Below are 18,125 nucleotides of genomic sequence, written 5' to 3'. Positions count from 1 at the left end.
ACGGTTCGTCAGCCTTGGCGTGGCCCTTGCGCCCTTATGCGCGTTCAAGATTCATCCGTTCCAATCTCAATTCCTCAAAGGAGACCCCAAGCGATGCGGAAACTCGCAGGCTTTGTTGCAACTTTCTCTCTCGGCATGGCGGCCGTCGTGGCCGCCCCCGCAATGGCACAGGACGCCGCCGCGGCGACGGTCGACCTTTCGGTCGGCACCAAGGTTTTCGACTCCGAGGGCGCCGAACTCGGCACCGTCTCGAGCGCGCAGGGCGCGAATGTCGTCGTCGATCTCGGCGAAGGCAAGCAGGTCACCCTCCCGGCCAATTCCTTCGGCAAGCTTGAACAGGGTCCGACGATCGGCGCCACCAAGGCGCAGGTCATGGCTGCGGTCGATCAGGCCGCCGCGGGCAACGAGGCCAAGCTGACCGCCGCGCTCCAGCCCGGCGCCGACGTCCGCGGCGTCAACGGCAACTCCATCCTCGGCAAGGTCAAGCTTGTCGCCGCCGACGGCGTGGTGCTCACCAGCCCGACCGGCGACGTGAAACTGCCGCGCAGCGCCTTCTTCATCGGCCAGGCCGGTCTCGCGACCAGCTTCACCGCCGAACAGTTCGCCGCCGCGATGCAGGAAGTGAACACCGCCGCCGCCGCCGATGACGCCGCGGTCGCCGCAGCGCTCGTGGCGGGCACCGACGTCCGCAGCCTCAAGGGCGCCGCTGTGCTCGGCAAGGTCAAGTCGGCCAGCGCCGATGCGGTTGTGGTGACGACGCCTTCGGGCGATGATGTCAGCCTGCCGCGCAGCGCTTTCCTGATGTCGCCCGCCGGCCTGGCAGCAGCCTATACCGCCGAACAGTTCGCCGCCGCCGTCGCGCAGGCGACGGGCGAACCGGCGCAGCAGGCCGACGCGACCGCCGCCGCCGACGCGACGGTCGAACAGCCCGCCAACTAAGCCGTTTCGGCTCAGGGATCGGGGCGCGGAAGCATCGCTTCCGCGCCCTTTTCCATGCGCGAAGCCACCCTCGCCCCATTCTCCTGATCGTCATCAGCTCAGCCGTCGCAATATCGCCTTGCAATATACAACTTATCGATTATCGATATGTAGCGTGTCGATAATCAAAGAGGGATTCGCGATGTTGCTCTGGAGCCGCCGGCTGCTCATGGGATTGAATATCCTGAACTGGGTGCTGCTCGCGCTGTTCATGGTGGCGCTGGTCGCGACCAGCCTGCGGCCCGATATCGTCGTGGACGCGATCGCCGGCGCCAAGCCCGCAGTCGATGGCGGTTACATGCTCGACCTGTTCCGCATCACCCTCCTGCTCTGCATCCCGATCGCCATTGCGGCGCATGCGATCTTCACGCGGCTGATCGCGATGATCGACGCGACACGGGCGGGCGCGGCCTTCACCTCCGATAACGCCCGGCGCCTCCGCACGATCGGCTGGTGGCTGCTCGCGACGCAGGTCATCGACGCGGGTTACGGCTGGCTTTCGCTCGAAATGTCGCGCACCAGCGGAGAGGTGTTCGGCTGGCAGCCCAGCCTGGCCGCGTGGCTCGCCGTCCTCCTCCTCTTCGTCCTCGCGCGCATCTTTGAACAGGGCGCGGCGATGCGCGAAGAACTCGAACAGACGATTTAGGGTCCTAATATGGCGATCCGCATCCTGCTCGACGACATGCTGTGGCGGCGGCGGATGACGCTGACCGAACTCAGCGAACGCGTCGACATCACCGTCGCCAACCTGTCGGTGCTCAAGACCGGCAAGGCCAAGGCGATCCGCTTCTCGACGCTCGACGCGATCTGCCGCGCGCTCGAATGCCAACCCGGCGACCTGATCGCCTTCGACCCGGAAGGGCCCGCCGATGCAGACTGACATCGCGACCATCTATCGCAGCGCGTGGGCCTTCGCCCTCGCCTGCCCGCTCCTCTTCATCATTCCCGTGCTGGTCGAACTCGCGCAGCATGTCGTCGAATGGCGCGCGGGCATGTACGACGGGATCGCCGGGGCCAAGGCGGCCGAGGGCGACATGCTTCGCCTCCAGTTCGGGTTCGCGAAGACGCTGGCGCTGCTGCTGCCCGGTTACTGGTTCACGCGCTACATCCTCTTCGATTTCGACGCGCGGCGCGCGGCACGCATCGAATGGCCCGCGATCGGCCTGTGGCTCATCCTGTTTGCGCTCAATGGCTTGCAGCAATGGTGGGCGCTGTTCGGCCCCTCGCTCACCGGCCTCATGGGCCTTTCCGGCCCGGCCGCGCAATGGACCGGCTATGCGCTGGTCCTGCTCGGCAGCATTGCCGGCATCTATTTCACCGCATGGACCGTCGCCTGGGCGCTCGGCAACGCCGCGATCGGCCCGATCCGCTCGATCCGGATCATGGCGGGCAGCTTCTGGCGCACCGTGCTGCTGATCCTCGCGGGCGTGCTGCCGCTGATGATCGTGCATTATGCGCTCAGCTTCGGCGCGATCGTCGCCCCGGCGATCATCGACGGGCCGCTCCTCCTGCTCGACGCGCTCGTCGTCGGCCTGCTGGCGCTGACCATGGCGGGCAGCAACGCCGTCGCCGCGCGCCATGCCGCCGCGGTAAAGGGCGAAGACCTGCGGCCCGATCCGGCGCAGGCCCCGATGATTTGAAGAGCCCGCGATGGCGAACGGTAGCTTTCGACCACAATTTGACGTTGGGCGCGCGGCTAGCGCCGTCGAAAGCCGTCGCTCGGGAACAAGTGCGTGTCCGAAAGAAACGGCCTCTCCGAAAAAACAAGTAATTGGTCGGCCTGACCGATGGAAGCATCGAGATCTGTCATTGCGATTTTATCGCCACCGACGATCCGCCGCACTGTCCGACAACGGATATCGCCCGCCATTGGAACGCCAGAGCGCGTTTTCGTAAGCTTGACGCAAAGCTTATCGTTTTCGATTGTCCATACGCCTTCTAGCTGAACCAAGGCGCGCTCGGCGCGCCAGCTTTGCCACGTGCCGTTTGCGAAGAACGTCTCTCCGAAATCGAACGCACTTTGTTGGACATCTGGGCTTGGCACCCATTGGCGACCGATAACGATGACCCGAATTTCAGGATCATGAAGCAGTTCCAATTGATCAGCTGGTTTTTCGGCCGACATTGCGGGTGCAATGGTGGCAGCCGTGAGCATCGTAACTACAATCCGTATCGCAAGTTTCATGCTCGGCTCATTCTTGGGTAGTAGAAGTGCTCGTCCGTCTGAGTTTGGGCTTCTAATTGTGACGATCCGCTTAACGACGTACCGGTCCTGAAAACCGACTGTCCGCTTCCCACCCCGTTTCTGTCGTTCGTCGCCGATCCGGATGCAATGTCGGGAAACGACCAGTTGCAGACATCGGTGGGCAGTGGCACATGAGCCAAATGTTATCGATGGTTCTCGCCGCAGGAATCCTCTCAATGGGGTTGGATCAGGTTCCGATCACGGCAGAGCGCCTCGCAAAAGAGGAGATGTCTGACGCTGAAGTCGTCAGCGCCCTGAGGGACGCTGGGGACGCCCCCAATATCGTTCGACCAGTCAGCGTGTATTTTGCTGGGGAAGATGCACCGATCAATCGACTTAAAGGCGATGCCATTGCCTTAGGTTGGCGATTGGTTGATGTAAGTGACGCTGACGGCAAACTCTATCTTTGGCTTGAACGAGAGCAATCGACGACGCCCGAGGATTTGGCTCGGCTTCGCCAAGACACGCTGAGGATGGAGGCTCATTACAAGGTAAAATATGACGGATGGGAAACTTCCGTCGAAGAAGCAACCGACTGAGCCCATCCCAGCGTCGCAGCATCCGGCCCGCTTTCCGCTCCCCACCCCAAACCCGCCAATATTCCCAAACCGGAACCTTCCGCCGTCAGGCCGCCATGCGCAGCCGGTTCCGGCCGTCGCGCTTCGCCGCATAGAGCGCCTGATCCGCACGGTGCAACAGCTCCTCGATGTCGAGCTCGCCGTCAAAGACCGCAAGGCCGATGCTGACCGTCGCCTGCGGCAGGCCGTCTTCGGCCGCGGTGCCGGTTTCGACCGCCTTGCGGACGCGCTCGGCGACGATTTCGGCGGCCTGCGCGCTCGCGCGCTGGAGGATACAGACGAATTCCTCGCCGCCGATCCGGCCCAGCATATCCTCGTCGCGCAGCGCGGCCTTGGCGCGCTGACCGACGCGGTGGATGACGCGGTCGCCCATCGCATGGCCGTGGGTGTCGTTGATCCGCTTGAAATGGTCGATGTCGAATATCGCGACCGCCAGCGGCGCGCCATGTTCGCGCGCGCCCTCCAGCGCCTTTTCGAGGAAGGCCAGCGTGTGCCGCCGGTTGGGCAGGCCGGTCAGCATGTCGGTGTTCGCGACGCGCTCGGCGGCGCTGCGCGCAGCTTCCAGTATCCGCGCATTTTCGACGATCTCGGTGACGTCCTGCACGGTACCGAAAATCGCGATGGCCCGGCCGCCCCGCCCCGTTTCGATCGATCCGTGCGACTTCACGTGGCGAATCTCGCCGTCGGCGCGCCGGATGCGCCCCTGGAACTCGAACGGTTCGCCGGTACGGACCGCCTGTTCCAATATCTTTCGCACCGCGACGCCGTCTTCGGCGATATATTGTTCGACGCTATAGTTCACATCGACGGGCGTGCCGGGAACGAGCCCGTGGATGCGATAGGCCTGGTCGGACCAGCGGATCGACCAGCCGACCAGATCGACGCGCCAATGGCCGACGAGCGCCGCCGCCTCGGCCTGGAGCAGCCAGCGGTTGCTCTGCTCCAGCCGCTTCGCCAGCCGCTGGCGGACGATCAGCATCGCCGCCAGCGGCAGCGTCGTGAACAGCAGCGACAGCAGATAGAATTGCAGGAACAGCACCTTGACCTTCGACGCCTCCTCGATCGCGGCGATCGGCCCATAGCCTTGCCCGGTCATCAACGATGTGATGATCGTCACGATCAGCATTCCTGCCGCGGCGCCGAACGGACCGAGCCGGTACGCCGCCGCGACGACCGCCATGCACGGCAGGAAGGTCAGCGGAAACTCGGACTGCGAAAAGGCCGCGATGGTGACGAGGCCCGACAGCGTCAGGATCGCTGCGGCTTCGGCCTTCATCGCCCGCGATGCATTGTCCATCGCCTTTGTCCCGATCATCCGCGCGAGCATCACGATCGGCGGCGTGACGATCAGCATCCCCAACAGCACCGTGGTCAGCCACGACAGGAAGAAATCGGCGCTCGCCCCGGTCAGTCCTTCGACCAGGGCCCAGGCCACCGCGGCGCTGACCACGCTCGCGCCCAGGGCCGCTAGGCAAAAACCCGCGACCGCGCGCGGAACCATGAACGACAGCTCGCCCACCTCGCGGCGGCGGATCAGCCACAGCGCGACCGCGGCTTCGCACGCGTTCGCCAATGTATAGGCGATGCACGACAGCGGCGGCACGCCGCCCCACAGGTTCGCCGCGAAACTCGCCGACGCCATGCCCGCGAACGCCGAAAGGCGCGCGCGCGCATGGCTCGGCATCAACAGCAGCAGCGCCAGGAAATAGCCGCTCGGCGGCCAGACCGCCGCGATATTGTCGGCGCCCTTGGTCGCGTGCAGCGACAGGCTCGCCAGCAGGAAATATCCCGTCGCGGTCAGGAGGAACCAAAAGACCGCCTCGACTCTGGGGGACAGCGACTGGGTCATGCAACCAGTTAGCCGAAAAGGGTAAAATAAACCGCTAATATAACGCGCCGCCCTTGCGGCCCGGTTTTTCCCGCGATCAGTCCACCCCGCCAAAGGTCAGGCCGACGACTTCCGCCACCTTCGCCTCGTCCCAGTCGATGCGCCGGTCGAGGATCAGCATCGCGAGGCCGTGCACCAGCGCCCAGGCGTGCAGGGCGGCGATATCGACATTGTCCACGCCGGGCAGCGCTTCGCCGACCCCGGCGCGCAGCAGATTGTACGCAACCTCGCCGCCGTCGCCGCCTTCCTTGCGGTCGGGCATCTGGCGCGTGAAGCTCAGGCGGAAAAGCGCGGGCTCGTCGTGGGCGAAGCGGACATAGGCGATCCCCGTCGCCTTGAAGCCCGCGACCCCGCCGCCCGCCTTCAGCCACGCCTGCGCCTGCAACGCGCCGAGCCGCCGCAGCCCCTCGTCGGCGAGCGCGTCGAGCAGCGCTTCCTTGTCGGGGAAATGGCGGTAGAGCGCGGTCGCGCTGACCCCGACGTCGCGCGCCAGCGCGCGCAGCCCCAGCTCGGCGCCGTCGCCCTCGGCCAGCCTCTTCAGCCCCGTCGCGATGACCGCCGCGCGCAGGTCGCCATGATGATAGGCGCGCGCCGTCTTCGGCGCCCCGCCTTTTAAGTTGACACTGTTATCTTTGCTTGCCATGATGTTGCCACTGTAAACATATCGAGTCGCCGGCGCAACCCCCACGCTACGCGGCACCTTCGTCACCTTCCGTAAGGAGCATCGTCATGGCAAGCAACGTCGAAACCCTCATCCGCGGCGCGGTCGTCAAAGGCATCGGCAAGGTCGCCGACTTCAACCGCAAGCGCCTCCCCCGCCCCACCGACGCCCACCCCTTCCTCACCGGCATCCACAAACCGATGACCGAAGAACTCACGCTCGAAGCGCTCCGCGTCGATGGCGAGATCCCGGCGCAGCTCACCGGCCGCTACCTGCGCAACGGCCCGAACCCCGCCGCCGCGCCCGATCCCGCCAGCTACCACTGGTTCACCGGCGCCGGCATGGTCCACGGCATCCGCATCGAAGGCGGCAAGGCCGACTGGTACCGCAACCGCTGGGTCCGCGGCACCGAGGCGTGCGAAGTTCTGGGTGAGGAACTGCCTCCCGGCCCGCGCGAAGGCCGCAACGACGCGCCGAACACCAATGTCGTCGGCCTCGCGGGTCGTACGTTCGCTATCGTCGAGGCCGGCGGAAAGCCTGTCGAACTGGGCTACGAGCTGAACACGATCGCGCACAACCCGTTCGACGGCACGCTGATCGGAGGATATACGGCACATCCGCATCACGATCCCTTCACCGACGAGATGCACGCCATCACCTATCGCGGCGACGAGCCGAACAAGGTCTGGCACGTCGTGCTCGACAGCCAAGCGCACGTCATCCGGGAGGAGCCGGTCACGGTCAGCGACGGCCCTTCGATCCACGATTGCGCCATCACCGAAAATTACGTGCTGGTCTTTGACCTCCCCGTCACCTTCTCGATGAAAATGCTGCTGGCGGGCTATCGCTTCCCCTACGCATGGAACGATGCGCATCCAGCGCGCGTCGGGCTCCTCCCCAGGAAAGGCAGCGGCGACAGTATCATCTGGGTGCCGGTCGAGCCCTGCTATGTCTTCCACCCCGCAAACGCCTATGAAACAGCTGACGGCAAGGTGATCGTCGACGTCGTCGCGCACGAGACGATGTTCGCGAGTTCGAAGCGCGGTCCCGACAGCGAAAAATCGCGATTGGAACGCTGGACGATCGATCCGGTCGCCGGAACGACGACCCGCACCGTCATCCACGATCATGCGCAGGAATTCCCGCGCTACGATGAACGATTGACGACGAAGCCTTATCGCTATGCCTATACGATTGCGATCCCCGACAACGTGTCTGCCGAATGGGCGCTGGCAGAAACGCGCCTGTTCAAGCACGACCTCGAAAAGGGAACGACCGCCATCCATGATTTCGGTCCCGGCCGCCATCCCGGCGAGTTCGTCTTCGTCCCGCGCAGCGCAAGCGGCGCCGAGGATGACGGCTGGCTGATCGGGCTGGTCGTGAACATGAATAACGAAACGACCGCGCTCGTCATCGTCGACGCCGATGATTTTACCGGGTCACCGCAAGCTGTCGTTCACCTGCCCCACCGCGTCCCCCCGGGTTTTCACGGGAACTGGGTCGCGGATTGATGATATCGAGGCGCTTCATCAGCGCCTCTGTCACTCGTAGCGACCTTTCATTGTCAACATCGATCGCCGTCGCCCCGTTGCTCACCAGCAACGGGGCGATCTCGACTCCCAGATGACGTGAAATGCGCCGGAAGATATGATGGATTGGTCCAAGGCCGAAGCGGAAACGGAGCAAGTTGATGAGGCCGAACGCCTGCATCACGCGGAGTGGCTTCTTCACGAACTGCCCACCCCCGCGAAATGCCTCCGCCGCTTTCAAGGCGCCGGGATGGCCGATCCAATAGGCGTTGCAGTTCGACACCGCGACGTCCGAAAACTCGTAAAAGCGCCGCTGACCTTCCGGATGGACCGCAAGCACGTCCTCGCGGCGCGCCAGCGCCACGCCCGCATCGACATCCAGCCGCACGGCCTCCGCCTCGATCTCCGCGATCGTCGCAGGGGTCAGCAGGCAATTATCCGCCGTGGTGACAAGCAAAGGAAACGCGGCGTTGTCGGCAACCGCGAGGACCGAATCCGCCAGATTGTCGGCCGCCGGCGTGACCATCAGGCGGCCGCCCAGCAATTCGACCACCGGATCGGCGAGATCGTCGAGCAGCCCGGCGTGGTGCGTCGAAACGAAGATCCGCACCGCCTTGCTGTCCGCCGCGCTTTCAAGAACATGCGCGATCATCGGCCGTCCCGCGACGGGAACAAGGCATTTGTCGGCAACGCCATGCGCCTCGGCAAGCGGATCGACGGCTCCTTGTCGCCGCCCGGCCAGGATCAGGATCGATCCGCTCACGCCGCGTTGCGCCGCGCTGCCGCGGGCACGATCTGGCGGATCATGCTTTCCGCGACGATCGTTTCGATCAGCTCGGCGTGGGAAAAGCCCGCGGCCACCGCGGAGCGCGAGAACAGCTTTTCGGACCAGAGGTTGCAGTTCAGGTTGACCTCGAGCAACCGGACGTCGCCGGTCGCATGATCGACGCGAAACTCGAACCGACCATAATCGAACGGGCGAAAAATATCCGCCATTCGAGCCGTATAGTCCGCAACCCGGCCAGCGATGAATGGATCGTCGAACCGCTTGATCGAATATCCGACATGACCGACCAGGTCGCGCTTCTCCTGATACGAGCGGAGTTGGGTCGGGTCGGCCTGCTCGAAAATCATCATCGGCAGCATGGTCGGCTCGCCATCGAGCGTGATGACCGGCACCTCGATATCGCTGCCGTCGATAAAGGGCTCGACGATCGCATCATGGTCAAGCGCGTGGATTCCGGCGACCGCCCGCGCAAGTTGCACACGGTCGTGGGCATCGCGCACGCCCCACGAGGCGGAGCTGTTGTTCGGCTTGATCACCCAGCGCCGCGCCGGCGGGCAACGCGACACGTCGATGGGCGCGCCGCGGCGGAACAAGGCCCAGGGTGCAGTCGGCACGCCGCGCGCCGCTGCTTCCAGCTTGGTCAGATGCTTGTCGTCGGACAAGCCGCGAACAATCGGCGAGGCGCCCAGATACGGCAAGCCATGCTGGTTGCACAGCAAGGGAAGCAGCATTTCCGAATTGAAGAAGCCGCCACGATTCAGTAGCGGAAAGACGAAATCGACCGCCGGCCGATCGAACAGCGCGGCATAGCTGTCAGCGATCGATAGCGCGATGCCAAGCCGCTCAAGCGTTTCGCGCATTTCGCTGTGATAGGGCGCGTGGTTGCCATCGTCGGGATGCAGGCCGCCCGTCCAGCGCGCATGTTTGGCGATGAAAAGCAGGCGCTGCGTTTCGCGCAGATGGTCGGGTAGCCGGGTGGGGACAGGGTCGGTCGTCTTCATGCCCGGCGTTGATCACGCCAAGGTTGCGCGCGAATGACGTATTGGTGACGCGGCTGCCATCAAAACGCAAAATCACTGTCACTTTCATCCCCAAAAGTCTGGAAAAGGCGGCTTCCCTATAATGGTCTATCGTGGCGAAATCTTCGCCGCGCCGTTCGACGCGCACGGCTCGTCGCGGAAGCGCCGCATTTCGGGCAGCACTTTCAACACGTGGCTCGTTCCTTCCTCACTATGACAAAGAATATCGCCCTCTCCCGCCCCGCCATGAGCGCGATTGCCGCGTTTCTGGCCCTGTCCACCCCCGGCGCGTTCGCACAGGAAGCGCCGACGATCACAATGACCCCGCCGGTCGCTGCGCCTGCCCCGCAAACCCCGCCAACGGTGCCCGAGCCGAGTACGCCCGCCCCCGTTGCGGCGCCGGAAGCCGCACAGCCCCCCGCCACGCAGCCGCCGGCGCCGAGGCCGGTCATCCGAGTGCCGCTCGAAATCGAGCCGGCGGAACCCGCCCCCGCGCCTAAGACGGCCGAGCGAGCCGCTCCTGCTCCGGCCAAGAGCGAACGGGCATCGCCGCGCGCCCGCACGGCCGCTGCTCCGGCAGCCGCGCCTGAGCGGGTCGCCGAAACGCCCGCCACCGATGCCGCGCCTACCCAAGATGTCGCACCTGTCGCCGCTCAGATGACTGCCCCCGCCGAACCCGTCGCGGAAGCCGCATCGCCGCCGATTGCTGAAAATTCGAGCGTTGGCGGCAACGATTTCCCTTGGGAACTCGCTGGCGGCGCGGCCGCGCTGCTCATCGTCGGGGGTGCGGGTCTCGCCTTTGCTCGCCGCCGCCGCCGCAGCGCGAGCGCGAATGCAGAAAATGCGCGCGCCTATGACAGTGAGCCGGCGGTGACCGCCACGCCCGCGATGACCGAAGCGCAGCCGTGGATCACACCCGCTTATACTCCGCGCGAACGCGTCGAGGCACCGCGCACCACCCCCGCTTTCGCCGCGGCGCCGAGCGGCAGCATGGGACGTCACGAAGCGATGGCCCTTGCGGGGCCGACGCCCGGCAATCCTTTTGCGACGCTCAGCAAGCGCCTCAAGCGTGCCCGTTTCCTCGACCGTCAGGAACGCGTCGCCTACGACGAAACGCTGGCTAATCAGCAAGATATGACGCGCAAGCCAGTAAGTGCATGGGAAATTGCCCAGCGCGAAGTCACTCAGACGCCCGCGGAACAGGAAGTTCGCCGCCCCGAGCGCGGCTCGGTACGCCTTGGTACGCTTCGCCCCGGCTTTGCCCGGAACTGACCGGCGGCCTCCCGCCGAATAAAAAAGGGCGGTGCCTTCCGGCACCGCCCTTTTTTTCGCTGGAACCCGGCCGGTTGACCGGCCGGAACCCCGAACCGAATTACTTCAGTTCGACGGTCGCGCCGGCAGCTTCGAGCTTCTTCTTCAGCTCTTCGGCTTCCGCCTTGCTGGCGCCTTCCTTCACGGCCTTCGGCGCGCCTTCGACGAGCGCCTTGGCTTCGCCAAGACCCAGGCCGGTGATCGCGCGGACTTCCTTGATGACGTTGATCTTCTGGCCGCCGTCACCCGTCAGGATGACGTCAAATTCGGTCTGCTCTTCAGCAGCCGGGCCAGCAGCGGCAGCGGCCGGAGCGGCAGCGACAGCAGCGGCGGCCGAAACGCCCCACTTTTCTTCGAGCATCTTCGACAGGTCAGCCGCTTCGAGGACGGTCAGCGCCGACAATTCTTCAACGATCTTTGCAAGATCAGCCATGTTCATTCTCCATCAGAACCGGGATATCCCGGCAGTAAGTTTCAAAGTTAGTTCGAAATCACGCTGCTTCTTTGGCGGCATATGCGCCAAAAACCCGCGCCAACTGGCCCGCCGGGGCTGCGGCAATCTGCGCAACCTTGGTGGCCGGAGCCTGCACCAGACCGATGATCTTGGCGCGGAGCTCGTCGAGCGAGGGAAGCGAAGCCAGCGCCTTCACGCCATTCACGTCGAGGACCACGTCGCCCATGCCGCCGCCAACGATTTCAAGCTTGTCGTTGGTCTTGGCAAATTCCACGGCGATCTTCGCAGCCGAGACCGGATCGGTCGAGGTCGCGAGGGCCGTGGGACCGGTCAGCAGTTCGCCGATACCGGTGTAGGACGTGCCATCGAGCGCGATTTTGGCAAGACGGTTCTTCGTGACGCGAAAGTCGGCCCCTGCATCGCGCATTTGCTGGCGCAGCACCGTCGACTGAGCGACGGTCATGCCGAGGTTGCGGACGACCACAACAGCAGCAGCTGATCCCAGCGTAGCGTTCAGCGAGGATACGGCTTCGGCCTTTTCCGTACGATCCATGCCTATACTCCACTCATCTGCCCGGATGCCCGCACGCCGAAGCACGCGCGCCGCCGGGCGGCTAACACACGCAAATGCCGACGCGAGCCAAGGCTCACCTGCATTTGCGCAACGATGTCCGATGGGGTCGGTCAAGACGCGTCGCCTGAAAACAGGCGGGCGACCGAAAAAGACTGTTCCCCGTCTCGGCTGGAAATTAAGAAGGGCAGATCCCCTTCACCAACTGTCTCGGACGGAATTGCCGCGAGCAAGCCCGTGGCAACACGGGGGCGCTAATAGCGGGAATGGCCGCGAAGTCAAGGCGTGCGGTGGAAGTTGGCGAAGGTGCCGCGCAGCGCGGGGGGCAGCCCTTGCAAAGTTCGTATTACGATATATCTTAGACACATCTAGAATCACTCTGAGGAACGACAAATGATTTTTTATGCAAAATTGGACGGCCGGGGTTGCGGCGGGCGGCGGGCGATCCATCGCGGCGGCGGGCGAGGATTTGGCCACGGTTTCGGACATGGCTTTGGCGGCGGGGGCCGTCGCGGCGGCGGCGGCCGGGGCGAGCGCGGCGAGCGCCGCCGGATGTTCGACGGCGGCGAGTTGCGGCTTGTGCTGCTCAAGCTGATCGGCGACGAACCGCGTCACGGTTATGATCTGATCCGCCACATCGAGGAGTTGACCGGCGGTTCCTATGCGCCGAGCCCCGGCGTCATCTATCCGACGCTGACGATGCTCGACGACATGGGACAGATCGAGGCGCAGCAGAGCGAAGGCGCCAAAAAGCTGTTCGCGATCACCGACGCCGGGCGCGCCGAACTGGAGGCCAACAGCGAGATCGTCGATGCCGCCCTCGCCCGCCTGACCGCGGTTGGCGAAGAAACCCAGCGCACCGACCCCGCTTCGGTCCGCCGCGCGATGGGCAATTTGAAAGCGGTGTTGATGAACCGGCTCGGCGATCGCGATCTCGATAATGAGACCATGCACGCCATTGTCGCGCTGATCGACGAGGCATCACAAAAAATCGAACGACTGTAAGGAAATCAGACCATGACATTATCATCGGTAGCGCACGTACCGACGGCGCATGCGAGCAAATACCTGCAGCAACTGTGCAAGCATTGGCAGCACAACCTCGCGGTCGAATTCACCCCCGACCATGGCACCGTGACCTTCCCCAAGGATGGGCGCGGCGCCACCTGGACGAGCGATGCGCTCGTCACCTTCGACGCCGGCGCCGACGCACTGTCGGTCCGTATCGATGCGAGCAGCGAGGCGCATGTCGAAGCGATGACGGGCGTCGTCGCACGCCACCTCGACCGCTTTGCCTTTCGCGAAGCCCCGCTGGCGTTCGACTGGAAACCCGCCTGACATCGGCCCGCTCCGCCTCCGTAGGCCGGATCGGGCCTTCCGGCTTGCGGAACGCAGGCCGGCGGTGGCACGTTGAAGCGAGACGGCAGCCGGTGGGCCGCCTTTACGAAGAAAGGAATATCCGTGTCCGAACCCCAAGGCCTGCTTTGCCCGACCTGCCGCGTGAATTTGACGATGTCGGAACGTCAGGGGATCGAGATCGATTATTGCCCGCAATGCCGCGGCGTGTGGCTTGATCGCGGCGAACTCGACAAGATCATCGAGCGCAGCGAAGCCGCGAGCGCCCCCGCGCCGCGCGCGTCGGCCCCTCCCCCGCCGCCACAGCCCGAATATCGCGAACGCGGCTATGATGACCGCCATTATGGCGGCAAGCCGTACAAGAAAAATTACAAAAAGAGCTTCCTCAGCGACCTGTTCGATTGAAGCGGCGGCGGCGCGCCGTCAGGTGCGCCGCTCCGCCCATGGCGCCCGCGCCGTCAGCCCTGCCGAAAACAGAACCGCCAGGCCATAAGCCAGCGGCGGCGACCAGATGACGGCGCGCGCACCGGCGATCGCCCCGACGACGAGCGCCGCCCACAATGCGAGGTGCGGCAACCAGCGCGCGTCACCGTCGCCGCGCAGCGCATTGGCGATCTTGTGACCCATGTGGACCAGCGTTCCCGTCATATAGGTCACGCCGACGACGGCCCCGCCCCGCCCCTCGATCGCCGCATTGACCATGCCCATCGCGAGCGCGAGGCAGGCGACCGAAAGCCATGCAAGATCGAACAGCCGAAGCGCGCCGGCGACGGCGAGCAGCATGGTGACGGACAGAAGGATCCACCCGCTCCGCCGGACGGCCGCGCGCGCGGCGAGGAGCGAACCCGCGACGACCCCGGTAAGGAACAGCGCGATGATCGCGCCCGCGATCAGCGCCGCGGCGGTCCATTCCGCCGCCCCGACCGCGAGCCGCGTCGAATTCCCGGTCATGAAGGAGACGAAAAAGCCCCCCGATTCGACAAAGCCGATCGCGTCGATAAAGCCGGCGAGCGCCGAAACGCCCGCTGCCAGCCTCTGCTGCGACCGGTCGAAACGGATCATGCCGGCCGCGGTCAGCCCACGGCCGCGTTGCGGCGCGCGTAGAGGAAATAGACTGCCAGCCCGCCGATATTCCAGACGACGAACCAGAGCTGCGTCTGCACGGGCAGGCTGAAGAAGAGATAGATGCAGCCGAGCACGGCGATGCCGCCCACGACCCACGGCAGCGGCGTGCGGAAGGTGCGTGGTGCTTGCGGAGCGCGGCGGCGCATGATCAGCATGCACACCGACACCGCGGAGAAAGCCGCGAGCGTGCCGGCGTTGGCGAGCGCGGCGAGCTCGCCCAGGGGAATGAAGCCCGCGAGCACCGCGACGACGATCGCCGTGAAGATGGTGATGCGCACCGGCGTGCCCCGCGACGACAGCTTCGCAAGGCCCGCGGGCAGCAAGCCGTCGCGCGCCATGGTGAAGAAGATGCGGCTCTGTCCGTAAAAGAATGCGAGGATCACGGTCGGCAGCGCGATGACCGCCGACACGGCGAGATATTGCGCCGCGAGCGGACTGCCGAGTTCGCGCAGGATCAGCGCGAGCGGTTCGGGGCTGTTGGCGAAGCGCGTGTAGGCGATCGCCCCCACCGCGGCGACCGCGACCGCGATATAGATGGCGACGCACGCGACCATCGAACCGACGATGCCGATCTTGAGGTCGCGGTCGGGATTTTTCGCTTCTTCGGCCGCGGTCGCGATCGCGTCGAAGCCGTAGAAGGCGAAGAAGATGATCGCCGCCGCCGCCATCACCCCGCGTTCGACGCCGTCGGGGCCCATATGCTTGGCGAAGCCATAGGGGCTGAAGGGTTCGAGGTTGGCCGCATCGAAGGCGGGGAGCGCGACCGCGACGAAGACGACAAGCGCGGCGATCTTGACCAGCACGAGGATCGCGTTGAGCGTCGCGCTCTCTCGCGTGCCGACAAGCAGCAGCCCCGCGACGACGGCGATGATCGCGATCGCCGGCAGGTTGACGATGCCGCCGAGTTCCGGCCCCTGCATCAGCGCCATCGGGAATCCCGCCCACGCCTGGAGCAAGGGCGCGGCATAGCCCGACCAGCCAACCGCGACCGCGCTGACAACGAGCGAATATTCGAGGATCAGGCTCCACCCGACAACCCATGCGATGAGTTCGCCGATCACGACATAGGAATAGGTATAGGCGCTGCCCGACGCGGGAATCATCGTTGCCATCTCGGCGTAGGCGAGCGCGGCGCAGGCGCAGATCAGCCCGGCCACGGCGAAAGAGAGGATGACCGCCGGCCCCGCCTTGTCGGCGCCAACGCCGATCAGCGTCAAAATGCCCGTGCCGACGATCGCGCCGACACCGAGCGCGATAAGGTGCGGCCAGCCGAGCGTCCGCGCCAGCGCCTGCTCCCCCTCCCGCCGTTCCGGAACGATCGGTTTGCGGCGAAACAGGCTGTCGGTCATGCGGATCCCCCTTGGGCGCTAAATGGCTTTCGGCCGCTTGTAAGGTCGTCCGGCGCCAGCGCAAGACGTGCAATCGGGAGGGCGGCGATTGGCGGCTTTGGGGTGGAGAGCGGACATTGAGCTTCAAGGTCGATTCCTCCATAGCGGCGTCGCAACGAAGCAACGCCGGAGCATAACATGAGCGAGTTTGCTGATCTGTGGAGAACGTTCCACCCTGACGCTGAGCCTACTGGCTGGCTGATGCGAGCAGCCAATGTCCGACACTGGATCCGCTTTCACTCGCTTCCACATTCGAAACGTTACGCGGAAACCAAGGAAGAATATTCGTCCCTCCTTGGCAGGCAAAATGCGCTTGCCAGCGCGGTTCTGGGGAACGGCCGCGCCTGTTGGATGGCGCAAGCTTGCTGGATCACGCCACAAGGCGTTGTCGAATCGGCCGACAAGCGCGAGATGTTCCGCGAAACGCGCGAGCTTGGGCTCAATTACGCCTTCTCCTTCGGCTTGGATGAAGGAGACGATGCTGTTGCTACTTGGGACGTTATGGCGGCCCCTGTTCGATGGAAACAGGGTGGCTTTGATAACGCGCTGTTGCGCATTGCCGACGAACGGGCTGCACCTACACTTTGGATATCTGCCGAGAGCGGCGCAGTATTTGCGCCTTACGACGGTGGAGTAGATATGTTCCTGCCCTCAGAAGCAGAGGCGAAGGAGTTGCGATCAAAATATGCCGATTGGCTATCGTCGCACCCCGACGGGCTGTAGGGCGTCTAGGTCTCCCGCTGAGTTAGGTGGGAACGTCCGCAATCGGTCGTTTCCCGACATTGCATCCGGATCGGCGACGAACGTCGGTTTTGGGGTGGTGAGCGGACTGTCTGATATTGATCGGCCATGTGGAATAAGCCGACCGTACCTAAACCTATTGGATGAGCGGAAGGCAGACTTGATTAAGCCAGTAAGTGTCAGTTTCATCGGAGCACCAAAACCCCTCGAACGAACGATCGATCCTAAGCTCGCGGAGGGAGTCGCCAGTCCCAAGTATCAGAGTGTAGAAGCTGTCCCAGTGGACCCACGCAAGAAGGGAATGATCGGGAGCGATCAAGCGTTTGATGCCATACTGCGGAAGCTCGTTCATCCCGTCCCACAGTTCGTCTCGCTCCAGCAGTTCAATATCTACTAGCCGCTCGTCGTCACCAAACTCATCGCCGACCACGACTTTAAGAAAACCCGCGGCTCGAAAGAGTTTTGCCAAGCTGGATTGCATTGATGGTTCAAACCTTCCTTCATTTGGGGTGAAGATTCGATGCTCAGAGCAGTAGTAGGCAAGCCGATCGGACGCAGCGGTATCTGCAAGATCCTGCCTAAGCCCTCCAATCCCCGTTCGAAGCGCCCGGTCCAATTCGCAGTGGTTGGCGAAGTTGGCCTGCTGACACATCATTCGCCAACTAACCTGCCGCCCGAATCGCTTTGCGAGACCATCAACCCCTTCTGCGGTAATTTCTTTGCCGACCCGTCGTTGTGCAGACTCTTCGTCCGCCCACTCCATCAAACCGAGTTCCCGCGGAGCTTCGCGACCTGAGAGAACCAAAGTGCCATGCTCGCACGTGTTTGGATCCAATCCTTCGACAGTGAAAAATGGATGAACGGCGACGAACCCATGCGAATACACGCCGTCGTACCACCCCATAATCGGCGTATCATCCGGCGGACCTAACTTAGCTCGATCGGTTTTATCCATGGCACGTCGTACCTCGGCAAACGTGCAAAGTCAGCTTTCAAGCTCTAGTTCCTGTCACGGGAGCGTCCGAAATCGGTCGAATGCCGTCATTCTTGCCAAATCGGCAGTGAATGGTCGGAAAGGGGGGGGGGAGAGCGGACGCTCCTCTCTGTCCGTTCGTGTCGAGCGAGGTCGAGACATCCATCGACGTGGCGCTTCGCCCGAGGGGCATCTCGACTTCGCTCGATGCGAACGGAGTTGGGCTGCATGTCGGCAATCGGTGCCGGTCATTGCCGCCAGATCGGCCACCGACGACCGACATGGGGTGGAGAGCGGGCGATCCCGCCTCCCCCGTCATTCCCGCGAAAGCGGGAACCCGGTGCGGGGTCGGCCCAAGCCCGCTCTGGCCCCCCGCTTTCGCGGGGATGGCGAAGCAAGAAGGCGAGCAGCTGCCATCGGCGGGATGCGAGCGTGGTCGCGCCCCCTTCCCCCTTGCACTCGCCCGGCAAATGCGTCACAACTTTACGTGAACGTAAAGGTAAAGCATTTGCGAGAGGATT

Annotated in this window: 21 protein-coding genes; 11 read left to right on the top strand and 10 right to left on the bottom strand. The window is 64.2% G+C overall.

Annotated elements, in window-relative coordinates; genetic code table 11:
- Window positions 1-93: 93 nt before the first annotated feature.
- From HDC29_RS06670 to HDC29_RS06655, 4 genes are all read left to right on the top strand, one after another.
- Window positions 94-939, top strand: a complete 846-nt coding sequence (locus HDC29_RS06670) for a hypothetical protein (RefSeq protein WP_179495569.1) — start codon at window positions 94-96, stop codon at window positions 937-939.
- A 181-nt stretch (window positions 940-1,120) separates the two neighbouring features.
- Entirely contained in the window at window positions 1,121-1,624 is a 504-nt protein-coding gene (locus tag HDC29_RS06665) for a DUF2975 domain-containing protein (protein ID WP_179495567.1), read from the top strand.
- A gap of 9 nt (window positions 1,625-1,633) precedes the next feature.
- The gene (locus tag HDC29_RS06660) at window positions 1,634-1,858 is read left to right on the top strand and encodes a helix-turn-helix transcriptional regulator (RefSeq protein WP_179495565.1); all 225 of its coding nucleotides are present in this window, start codon (window positions 1,634-1,636) and stop codon (window positions 1,856-1,858) included.
- Entirely contained in the window at window positions 1,848-2,618 is a 771-nt protein-coding gene (locus HDC29_RS06655; protein WP_179495563.1) for a hypothetical protein, read from the top strand. The genes HDC29_RS06660 and HDC29_RS06655 overlap by 11 nt, the downstream gene beginning before the upstream one ends.
- 56 nt (window positions 2,619-2,674) lie before the next feature.
- Here HDC29_RS06655 and HDC29_RS06650 read toward each other — a convergent pair whose 3' ends face one another.
- The gene (locus HDC29_RS06650; protein ID WP_179495561.1) at window positions 2,675-3,163 is read right to left on the bottom strand and encodes a hypothetical protein; all 489 of its coding nucleotides are present in this window, start codon (window positions 3,161-3,163) and stop codon (window positions 2,675-2,677) included.
- Between the two features lie 191 nt (window positions 3,164-3,354).
- Here HDC29_RS06650 and HDC29_RS06645 point away from each other — a divergent pair, with 191 nt between their 5' ends.
- The gene (locus tag HDC29_RS06645; RefSeq protein WP_179495559.1) at window positions 3,355-3,762 is read left to right on the top strand and encodes a ribonuclease E inhibitor RraB; all 408 of its coding nucleotides are present in this window, start codon (window positions 3,355-3,357) and stop codon (window positions 3,760-3,762) included.
- An 85-nt stretch (window positions 3,763-3,847) separates the two neighbouring features.
- Here the strand turns inward: HDC29_RS06645 and HDC29_RS06640 are convergent, their stop codons facing one another.
- Both HDC29_RS06640 and HDC29_RS06635 read right to left on the bottom strand, forming a co-directional pair.
- Window positions 3,848-5,650 carry a sensor domain-containing diguanylate cyclase gene (locus HDC29_RS06640; protein WP_179495557.1) on the bottom strand — a complete coding sequence of 601 codons (1,803 nt, stop codon included), beginning with the start codon at window positions 5,648-5,650 and terminating at the stop codon, window positions 3,848-3,850.
- A gap of 76 nt (window positions 5,651-5,726) precedes the next feature.
- The gene (locus HDC29_RS06635) at window positions 5,727-6,332 is read right to left on the bottom strand and encodes a TetR/AcrR family transcriptional regulator (RefSeq protein WP_179495548.1); all 606 of its coding nucleotides are present in this window, start codon (window positions 6,330-6,332) and stop codon (window positions 5,727-5,729) included.
- 86 nt (window positions 6,333-6,418) lie between these two features.
- Here HDC29_RS06635 and HDC29_RS06630 point away from each other — a divergent pair, with 86 nt between their 5' ends.
- Window positions 6,419-7,861 carry a carotenoid oxygenase family protein gene (locus tag HDC29_RS06630; protein WP_179495546.1) on the top strand — a complete coding sequence of 481 codons (1,443 nt, stop codon included), beginning with the start codon at window positions 6,419-6,421 and terminating at the stop codon, window positions 7,859-7,861.
- On the opposite strand, the gene HDC29_RS06625 is transcribed toward HDC29_RS06630, so the two are convergent.
- Entirely contained in the window at window positions 7,782-8,642 is an 861-nt protein-coding gene (locus tag HDC29_RS06625; protein ID WP_179495544.1) for an NTP transferase domain-containing protein, read from the bottom strand. The genes HDC29_RS06630 and HDC29_RS06625 overlap by 80 nt on opposite strands.
- Window positions 8,639-9,667 (bottom strand): phosphoribosylglycinamide synthetase, encoded by a 1,029-nt coding sequence (locus HDC29_RS06620; RefSeq protein WP_179495542.1) that lies wholly within the window; start codon window positions 9,665-9,667, stop codon window positions 8,639-8,641. Before HDC29_RS06620 ends, HDC29_RS06625 begins: the two co-directional genes overlap by 4 nt.
- A gap of 264 nt (window positions 9,668-9,931) precedes the next feature.
- Here HDC29_RS06620 and HDC29_RS06615 point away from each other — a divergent pair, with 264 nt between their 5' ends.
- Window positions 9,932-10,957 carry a hypothetical protein gene (locus HDC29_RS06615; protein WP_179495540.1) on the top strand — a complete coding sequence of 342 codons (1,026 nt, stop codon included), beginning with the start codon at window positions 9,932-9,934 and terminating at the stop codon, window positions 10,955-10,957.
- 100 nt (window positions 10,958-11,057) lie between these two features.
- On the opposite strand, the gene rplL is transcribed toward HDC29_RS06615, so the two are convergent.
- The gene (gene rplL, locus HDC29_RS06610) at window positions 11,058-11,429 is read right to left on the bottom strand and encodes a 50S ribosomal protein L7/L12 (RefSeq protein WP_179495538.1); all 372 of its coding nucleotides are present in this window, start codon (window positions 11,427-11,429) and stop codon (window positions 11,058-11,060) included.
- 58 nt (window positions 11,430-11,487) lie between these two features.
- Window positions 11,488-12,003, bottom strand: coding sequence for a 50S ribosomal protein L10 (gene rplJ, locus HDC29_RS06605; protein WP_166941561.1), 516 nt, complete (start codon window positions 12,001-12,003; stop codon window positions 11,488-11,490).
- Between the two features lie 411 nt (window positions 12,004-12,414).
- Here rplJ and HDC29_RS06600 point away from each other — a divergent pair, with 411 nt between their 5' ends.
- From HDC29_RS06600 to HDC29_RS06590, 3 genes are all read left to right on the top strand, one after another.
- On the top strand, window positions 12,415-13,026 hold the full coding sequence (locus tag HDC29_RS06600) for a PadR family transcriptional regulator (protein WP_179495536.1): 612 nt from the start codon (window positions 12,415-12,417) through the stop codon (window positions 13,024-13,026).
- Window positions 13,027-13,038: 12 nt separating this feature from the next.
- Window positions 13,039-13,359, top strand: coding sequence for a DUF2218 domain-containing protein (locus tag HDC29_RS06595; RefSeq protein ID WP_179495534.1), 321 nt, complete (start codon window positions 13,039-13,041; stop codon window positions 13,357-13,359).
- A gap of 123 nt (window positions 13,360-13,482) precedes the next feature.
- On the top strand, window positions 13,483-13,782 hold the full coding sequence (locus HDC29_RS06590) for a zf-TFIIB domain-containing protein (protein ID WP_373562769.1): 300 nt from the start codon (window positions 13,483-13,485) through the stop codon (window positions 13,780-13,782).
- 18 nt (window positions 13,783-13,800) lie between these two features.
- Here the strand turns inward: HDC29_RS06590 and HDC29_RS06585 are convergent, their stop codons facing one another.
- Together HDC29_RS06585 and HDC29_RS06580 are read right to left on the bottom strand one after the other, a co-directional pair.
- A complete protein-coding gene (locus HDC29_RS06585; RefSeq protein WP_179495532.1) occupies window positions 13,801-14,439 on the bottom strand; it encodes a YoaK family protein in 639 nt (212 codons plus the stop codon).
- 11 nt (window positions 14,440-14,450) lie between these two features.
- Window positions 14,451-15,851: an amino acid permease gene (locus tag HDC29_RS06580; RefSeq protein WP_179495529.1), complete on the bottom strand. Its 1,401-nt coding sequence runs from the start codon at window positions 15,849-15,851 to the stop codon at window positions 14,451-14,453.
- A gap of 177 nt (window positions 15,852-16,028) precedes the next feature.
- Here HDC29_RS06580 and HDC29_RS06575 point away from each other — a divergent pair, with 177 nt between their 5' ends.
- Window positions 16,029-16,613 (top strand): hypothetical protein, encoded by a 585-nt coding sequence (locus HDC29_RS06575; RefSeq protein WP_179495527.1) that lies wholly within the window; start codon window positions 16,029-16,031, stop codon window positions 16,611-16,613.
- 154 nt (window positions 16,614-16,767) lie between these two features.
- On the opposite strand, the gene HDC29_RS06570 is transcribed toward HDC29_RS06575, so the two are convergent.
- Window positions 16,768-17,586 carry a DUF2711 family protein gene (locus HDC29_RS06570; RefSeq protein ID WP_179495525.1) on the bottom strand — a complete coding sequence of 273 codons (819 nt, stop codon included), beginning with the start codon at window positions 17,584-17,586 and terminating at the stop codon, window positions 16,768-16,770.
- Between the last annotated feature and the right edge of the window lie 539 nt (window positions 17,587-18,125).

It is taken from the genome of Sphingopyxis sp. JAI108 (genome assembly GCF_013410105.1).
GTDB classification, from domain to species: domain Bacteria; phylum Pseudomonadota; class Alphaproteobacteria; order Sphingomonadales; family Sphingomonadaceae; genus Sphingopyxis; species Sphingopyxis chilensis.
This window is presented reverse-complemented; position numbering and strand designations above follow the sequence as displayed.

What these genes read in the sequence shown, in the direction of transcription:
- HDC29_RS06660 (WP_179495565.1), top strand. Translation starts at nt 1,634, where the DNA reads ATGGCGATCCGCATCCTGCTCGACGACATGCTGTGGCGGCGGCGGATG.
- HDC29_RS06650 (WP_179495561.1), bottom strand. Translation starts at nt 3,163, where the DNA reads ATGAAACTTGCGATACGGATTGTAGTTACGATGCTCACGGCTGCCACC.
- HDC29_RS06630 (WP_179495546.1), top strand. Translation starts at nt 6,419, where the DNA reads ATGGCAAGCAACGTCGAAACCCTCATCCGCGGCGCGGTCGTCAAAGGC.
- HDC29_RS06600 (WP_179495536.1), top strand. Translation starts at nt 12,415, where the DNA reads ATGATTTTTTATGCAAAATTGGACGGCCGGGGTTGCGGCGGGCGGCGG.
- HDC29_RS06615 (WP_179495540.1), top strand. Translation starts at nt 9,932, where the DNA reads ATGAGCGCGATTGCCGCGTTTCTGGCCCTGTCCACCCCCGGCGCGTTC.
- HDC29_RS06665 (WP_179495567.1), top strand. Translation starts at nt 1,121, where the DNA reads ATGTTGCTCTGGAGCCGCCGGCTGCTCATGGGATTGAATATCCTGAAC.
- HDC29_RS06645 (WP_179495559.1), top strand. Translation starts at nt 3,355, where the DNA reads ATGAGCCAAATGTTATCGATGGTTCTCGCCGCAGGAATCCTCTCAATG.
- HDC29_RS06655 (WP_179495563.1), top strand. Translation starts at nt 1,848, where the DNA reads ATGCAGACTGACATCGCGACCATCTATCGCAGCGCGTGGGCCTTCGCC.
- HDC29_RS06620 (WP_179495542.1), bottom strand. Translation starts at nt 9,667, where the DNA reads ATGAAGACGACCGACCCTGTCCCCACCCGGCTACCCGACCATCTGCGC.
- HDC29_RS06595 (WP_179495534.1), top strand. Translation starts at nt 13,039, where the DNA reads ATGACATTATCATCGGTAGCGCACGTACCGACGGCGCATGCGAGCAAA.
- HDC29_RS06570 (WP_179495525.1), bottom strand. Translation starts at nt 17,586, where the DNA reads ATGGATAAAACCGATCGAGCTAAGTTAGGTCCGCCGGATGATACGCCG.
- HDC29_RS06640 (WP_179495557.1), bottom strand. Translation starts at nt 5,650, where the DNA reads ATGACCCAGTCGCTGTCCCCCAGAGTCGAGGCGGTCTTTTGGTTCCTC.
- HDC29_RS06580 (WP_179495529.1), bottom strand. Translation starts at nt 15,851, where the DNA reads ATGACCGACAGCCTGTTTCGCCGCAAACCGATCGTTCCGGAACGGCGG.
- HDC29_RS06635 (WP_179495548.1), bottom strand. Translation starts at nt 6,332, where the DNA reads ATGGCAAGCAAAGATAACAGTGTCAACTTAAAAGGCGGGGCGCCGAAG.
- rplL (WP_179495538.1), bottom strand. Translation starts at nt 11,429, where the DNA reads ATGGCTGATCTTGCAAAGATCGTTGAAGAATTGTCGGCGCTGACCGTC.
- HDC29_RS06670 (WP_179495569.1), top strand. Translation starts at nt 94, where the DNA reads ATGCGGAAACTCGCAGGCTTTGTTGCAACTTTCTCTCTCGGCATGGCG.
- HDC29_RS06575 (WP_179495527.1), top strand. Translation starts at nt 16,029, where the DNA reads ATGAGCGAGTTTGCTGATCTGTGGAGAACGTTCCACCCTGACGCTGAG.
- rplJ (WP_166941561.1), bottom strand. Translation starts at nt 12,003, where the DNA reads ATGGATCGTACGGAAAAGGCCGAAGCCGTATCCTCGCTGAACGCTACG.
- HDC29_RS06585 (WP_179495532.1), bottom strand. Translation starts at nt 14,439, where the DNA reads ATGATCCGTTTCGACCGGTCGCAGCAGAGGCTGGCAGCGGGCGTTTCG.